The organism is Acinetobacter sp. UBA5934 (genome assembly GCF_002430855.1).
GTDB lineage: Bacteria > Pseudomonadota > Gammaproteobacteria > Pseudomonadales > Moraxellaceae > Acinetobacter.
Genome location: NZ_DJDC01000156.1, coordinates 10,297 through 15,920, shown reverse-complemented (window position 1 = coordinate 15,920; position 5,624 = coordinate 10,297). Strand labels below are relative to the sequence as shown.

The window sequence follows — 5,624 nt, the reverse complement described above, 5'->3', positions numbered from 1 at the left end:
TTTTTATATGTTGGATTTAGTTTGTGTTTGCCATAAAAAATGCAACGGAAGAGCAAAAATCAGCTGGGTTTTATTAGACATCCTCCTAAATCCTCATGAATAAAGAAAGGGTCAATAATAATGAAAGAATTCTAGTTTTATAATTATAGTATGAATTAAGAGGCTGAATAATGAGAAGTGAACTAGAAAAAATAATTACTGCGAGTTTCGGCGGCGTTGATGCAGAATAATATTCCATCGCCACAATAATCGTGTCATCACGAATAATACAACAGCAAAAATGAAGGCTTCCAATACCAGACCGGATAGTAAAATTTTTGCCAGACTCAGGTCGATATGCCCGTGACCAAAGTGGGTGATCCAGTGGCTAATCTGATGCAGCACACCTAAAAGCATATCCTGATCAATCATATTGACCTGAAATATTTTGCTGCCTAACCAGAAACCCAAATACAAGATCGGAACAAGAGTAAAAGGATTAGTTAGCCAAGCCAGACATAGACTGAGCGGGAGGTTGACTTCAAATAGCAAGACGGTCAGTACAATTAAAACACTATGAAAAGGTAAGGGCAGCATTCCCCAAAATGTGCCAATAAAAACGGCTTTTGAAATGGACTTTCTGTTCACATACCAAAGTAAAGGATTTAAGGTGCGTTGACCAAAAATCTTCATTACTTTCATCCCCGCAACTTTTTGCGGTGAGGGAAGCCATGACTGAAAGAACTGTTTTGCCATAAAAATGTGGGCCACTTAAATGATGAAGTATTGTGCCTGAATCCACCCTCGCGGAACAGGTCAAGTTCGGTCAATGTAAATGATTAACCTTAAAAAAGAATTTATTGAAACTTTTTCTAACAAATGACTCATGAGTTAAACTGTAATAATATATTTTAATTCATTGAAATTTAAATAATTTATAAAAAATATTCTACGTTTTTAAAAGATATAAAATTTCTGATTTGCTAAGTACAATAAAACTGATTACTCTTCGCGCACTCTATAGAGAGATCGCATATGATTTCATGGTTATTCATTGGTTTGGTTATTACCATTTTATTAACGCCTGGCCCAACAAATACCTTACTGGCATCTTCCGGTATTCAGGTCGGTGTACGTAAATCATTACGATTGATTCCTGCTGAAGCAACTGGTTATTTAATTGCAATTACGGTTTGGGGCATGATCATTGGCAGTGTTTCAGCTCAATTTCCAATATTGCCGACGATCTTAAAACTCCTGAGTGCATGCTATATCATTTTTCTGGCCATTAAACTCTGGAAAACTGCAAATATCGAAGCAAGCTATAATCTGCCGGCTATTCGTGCCCGTGAATTATTTTGTGCGACTTTACTCAATCCTAAGGCCTTGCTGTTTGCTTCGGCTATATTTCCGGGCACAGCCTGGCTATCCGTGAATAATTATTTAGTCCATATTGCCATGTTTCTGGTGTTAATTGTGCCCATTGCCTTATTCTGGACATTTATTGGCTCAATTCTGGCATCAAATAAAGTGCGTTGGTTAAATCAATCCAATTTGCAAAAAACTGCTTCTTTAATTTTGGTGAGTTTCTCTATCCCTCTCGGTTATTCAGCAATTTTAAGTCTTTAAGCTTTTAAGTCTTGAAATCAGGGCGATGAAAATACATATTTTGTAAAAAATCACCTCATCGCCTGATCATTATTTTCATTGCAGTCAATTTCAGTTAAAGTACAGCGCAATAATCGAATTAACTATTTTTGGATAGAAATAATGGCAATTAAGTCTGATCGTTGGATTCGCGAAATGAGCGAAAAACACGGCATGATTGAACCGTATGCAGAAAACCAGGTACGTTATGATGAAACGGGTGAAAAACTCATTTCTTATGGCGTTTCAAGTTATGGTTATGATGTTCGTTGCGCCCGTGAATTTAAAGTATTTACCAATGTACATTCAGCCATTGTCGATCCAAAACATTTTGATGAAAAAAGCTTTATCGATATTGAATCAGATGTCTGCATTATTCCGCCCAACTCCTTTGCCTTGGCCCGTACGGTCGAATATTTCCGTATTCCGCGTAATGTATTGACGGTATGTTTAGGTAAGTCCACGTATGCACGCTGCGGTATTATTGTAAACGTTACTCCACTGGAACCTGAGTGGGAAGGTCATGTAACGCTGGAATTTTCAAATACCACCAACTTGCCAGCACGTATTTATGCAGGTGAGGGCGTGGCGCAAATGTTGTTCTTTGAATCTGATGAAGTATGTGAAACTTCTTATAAAGACCGCGGTGGTAAATACCAAGGACAAACCGGTGTGACCTTGCCGAAAGCATAAATATTATAAATAATTGAATAAGCGGATCATTTTGGTCCGCTTATTCTTTACGAGATTCATTCATCGGAAACTGAGTTCATTCGACCAGTTTTTTTTGCAATTGCAATAATATTCAGCATAATAAAAAGTTGTACAGACTTGGTAAAAACATTGTCGTAATGACAAATAAGTAAAAATTCGGCATACCAAGCACAGGATGAATTAAAAATAATGATGCGGAGCATCTGATAAAAAGGAAGGTCGTGATGACTCAAAGTTGGAATAATACAAGATTTAAAAAATCTTGTTTGGCGAGCATGCTCGCAGCTTTACTTAGCCCATCAGTTTATGCGCTTGAATCTTTATCAGATGATCACCTTTCTGACACAACAGGCGAAGGGATCGCATTATTACCTGAAAATTTTAAGATGGTGTTTCAGGGACCAAAGGATACGTCTACTGCTTCCAGTTATAACAATAATGCTATTGCTGCTGTAGATAAACCGAAATACGACACTGGTTTTATCCGTATTATTCCAACCGGTGAGAATTATGACCTGTTGTACCAGCGTGCATACAATAAAATTTATCAAACAAATTATGATTCAGGTTATACGTATGCAAAAGCGAACTTGTATCAAGGAAGTTATGATTCAACTTATAACACGGTATATAATGGAATCTACCAGAATGGTAGTACGACTACGACCACATATACCACGACTTATGCACAGGTAAAAACGCAAAATGAAACTGCGTACCGTAATCAGGAAATAGAAGTTTATTATAATACGGCGACATATCAGAACTATTACAATAACCGTTATGATCAATATTATGAATTATTTACACCGTTGCAGAACGATGGTACAACCAAGTATCCAGAAAGTACTTGGGATAAGGAAGCATCAGCTGAAAGTGCATATAAAAATACAATAGAAAAAATTCAACAAGACAAAGGCACTGCAATTACCGCAGCAGTCAATAATCGTTTAAAAGAGACCACGCTTGCTCAGGTTAGAGCATCGGCCAGCAGTACTGCTGCCCAGCAAGCAACTTCTGCTGCAAATACCACTGTCTTAAATTATGCAAAATCTAATGCAGCAAATGTGGCGAATACAACAGCAGCAGGAGCTGTCGCCACTACCCGTACAAAAGCGGATGTGTTTATTTATGGTTTGGCCTTATCTAAAAGTAATGGCGACTTAAATCAGCGTTATAGTAATACAGGTATATATTGGGGAAGTGCTGCTAATCCCTGGTTATTCCGTGCAGGTACAGCAAAAGACATTCAACAGTTTGCAGCTGCGAACAAAAGTGATATTGGTTATCTGGCTTTAGAAGCACCTTTGGCAAAGGATGGCGGAGATACAACAAGTGACCGAATCAAATTGGGATTTTGGACAGATATTTTCTCTCGGTCTTTTGACTCAACTCGTACAATTAATGGTGTTACCGGTGCACCAATAAGTGGGTTAGATAAGGATTATCGCTTAAGAGCACAATTTGTGGCGAATGGCTTGAGTATCAATGGTTCTCAAGTACGATTATTTCAGACCCAAAATGATGATATCAATAAGCTCTACGATGAAACATTGGGAATAGCTGCACTATTGCGTATAAACACCAACGATAATCCATCTACCTTAAAATTTACCGATACAAATCTTGATGAAAAAGGAATCAGGATCAGTACTGCAGCTAAAAGTGATACAGATGATGGTACTGCGGTAACCCCAGCAATAGATGGTTCTTTGGCTCCACTCTTTAACGATAAAGACGGTCTTTATTTATATAGTGCCAATATCAATCTGGTATTGGGAAATATGTATCAACCTTTTATTTTGGCATCAGAAGGCAACAATATCATTCTAGAAGTGACACGTATCCCTAAAGTACCTGCAATATATTCACAGATTTATACTTGGTATCCAGATACAGATCCGAGTCCTCAATTTCAATCGGGTACAGGGTTAACGACAGCATCATTTAAAGGTTCAACCTGTAATGTAAGCTACTGCGGTTCAAATTTCTCGGATATTACAACAGGAACCAATACGGTTAGATACCAAGGCACAAATGCGACCCACAGTAGTATTGCAATCGGTAGTGTTACCCGAAATACCACTACGAATCTTTTAAATGCCAATAGGGGCGCAGATGCGACAGGGGTGGTATTTAAAAGTCCAACAGGAACTGCCGTTAATCTGGGTTCGGCTGTAATTGATGGTGTTTTAATTCAGCATCTTAAGTTTAAAACTACGGGCTTATAGGGGTGTAAAATGTTAAATAAAATATCTATTTCTGTAGTTTTATTGATGGCTTGTGCAGCGCATGCAGAATTGGTGGGGTTAGATAATGGGGAATTACTGGACGTTACGGGACAAGGGGGAGCTGATTTAAGCTGGACTTTGTCATTAAATCATCGCTATGCAAATGATTTAAGCATAAAAAATATTTCTGATCAGCAAGGCGTATATTATACCTATGATTGTGCATCGGATGTGCAATGCCGTTTTGCATTTTCACCTAATAATCATGCAGATGCAGCTGGTAATCAAAGATGGTTGGTCTTTAAGCAAATTCAAGGCACTATTCAGGTAGATAAGTTTTCTTTGGCGGGAAGCACCATTATCAATAAGGATATGATGCCTCAAACAGCGCTTAAACTTTCATTCTTCGATGATAATCCTTTAAAAATAAGAAATTTAGGTTTTAGTAGTCTTTCGGTTGAAACCGATGATGCAAGCTCTAAAGGCTATTTAAAAGATATAAAATATAATCAATATAATGCTTATACATTAGATGCCCAAGGCACAAAAGTGAATAACAATATAGATGTTCCTGCTTTTGATAAAGGTGCTGAAAAAGGATTTATGGGCTTGAACGTACACGGTAATTTACATATGTCAGGTGATCTAAAAATTTTTAGTTATAACTGCGCAGGTACTGGGACCAGTCGTTGTTAATTAAACAAAGATTTTGAAGAATAAGGATGTTGCAATGAAAAAAATAATAAAACTGAATATGCTCACAGCTTGTGTATTAATGGCTCAACAATCTTTTGCGCTTCAACAGTTAACGGATCACTCCTTAAGTGATGTTACAGGACAGGATGGTATTTCTATTACCCATGAAGTCTCAAAGATTAATGTAGATCAGGTCAACTGGGTGGACTATACCGATACAGGTAGCATGAAGTTGGGAATGCATAATGTTGAAGTCAAAGGTGTAAATAACAGTACAATTAAAAGTACGCTTGATTTTGATGTAGGTACAACTGATAGAGGAACTGGTGTAAAAATTCAAGCTAGCATTTCCCCATT

The 5,624-nt window shown here is 37.5% G+C and carries 6 protein-coding genes; 5 read left to right on the top strand and 1 reads right to left on the bottom strand.

The window, feature by feature from the left end; genetic code table 11:
- Positions 1 to 195: 195 nt before the first annotated feature.
- On the bottom strand, positions 196 to 741 hold the full coding sequence (locus B2Y23_RS10840) for a DUF2062 domain-containing protein (RefSeq protein ID WP_291370868.1): 546 nt from the start codon (positions 739 to 741) through the stop codon (positions 196 to 198).
- Positions 742 to 1,014: 273 nt separating this feature from the next.
- Here B2Y23_RS10840 and B2Y23_RS10835 point away from each other — a divergent pair, with 273 nt between their 5' ends.
- The 5 genes from B2Y23_RS10835 to B2Y23_RS10815 all read left to right on the top strand — a co-directional run.
- A complete protein-coding gene (locus tag B2Y23_RS10835) occupies positions 1,015 to 1,608 on the top strand; it encodes a LysE family translocator (protein WP_291370769.1) in 594 nt (197 codons plus the stop codon).
- Positions 1,609 to 1,749: 141 nt separating this feature from the next.
- Positions 1,750 to 2,319 carry a dCTP deaminase gene (gene dcd / locus B2Y23_RS10830; RefSeq protein WP_291354407.1) on the top strand — a complete coding sequence of 190 codons (570 nt, stop codon included), beginning with the start codon at positions 1,750 to 1,752 and terminating at the stop codon, positions 2,317 to 2,319.
- Positions 2,320 to 2,564: 245 nt separating this feature from the next.
- Positions 2,565 to 4,571, top strand: coding sequence for a hypothetical protein (locus B2Y23_RS10825; RefSeq protein WP_291370767.1), 2,007 nt, complete (start codon positions 2,565 to 2,567; stop codon positions 4,569 to 4,571).
- 9 nt (positions 4,572 to 4,580) lie between these two features.
- Positions 4,581 to 5,267 carry a hypothetical protein gene (locus B2Y23_RS10820; protein ID WP_291354409.1) on the top strand — a complete coding sequence of 229 codons (687 nt, stop codon included), beginning with the start codon at positions 4,581 to 4,583 and terminating at the stop codon, positions 5,265 to 5,267.
- Between the two features lie 34 nt (positions 5,268 to 5,301).
- On the top strand, positions 5,302 to 5,624 hold a 323-nt coding region (locus B2Y23_RS10815), incomplete at its 3' end, for a DUF6160 family protein (RefSeq protein WP_349679439.1).

What these genes read in the sequence shown, in the direction of transcription:
- B2Y23_RS10825 (WP_291370767.1), top strand. Translation starts at nt 2,565, where the DNA reads ATGACTCAAAGTTGGAATAATACAAGATTTAAAAAATCTTGTTTGGCG.
- dcd (WP_291354407.1), top strand. Translation starts at nt 1,750, where the DNA reads ATGGCAATTAAGTCTGATCGTTGGATTCGCGAAATGAGCGAAAAACAC.
- B2Y23_RS10835 (WP_291370769.1), top strand. Translation starts at nt 1,015, where the DNA reads ATGATTTCATGGTTATTCATTGGTTTGGTTATTACCATTTTATTAACG.
- B2Y23_RS10820 (WP_291354409.1), top strand. Translation starts at nt 4,581, where the DNA reads ATGTTAAATAAAATATCTATTTCTGTAGTTTTATTGATGGCTTGTGCA.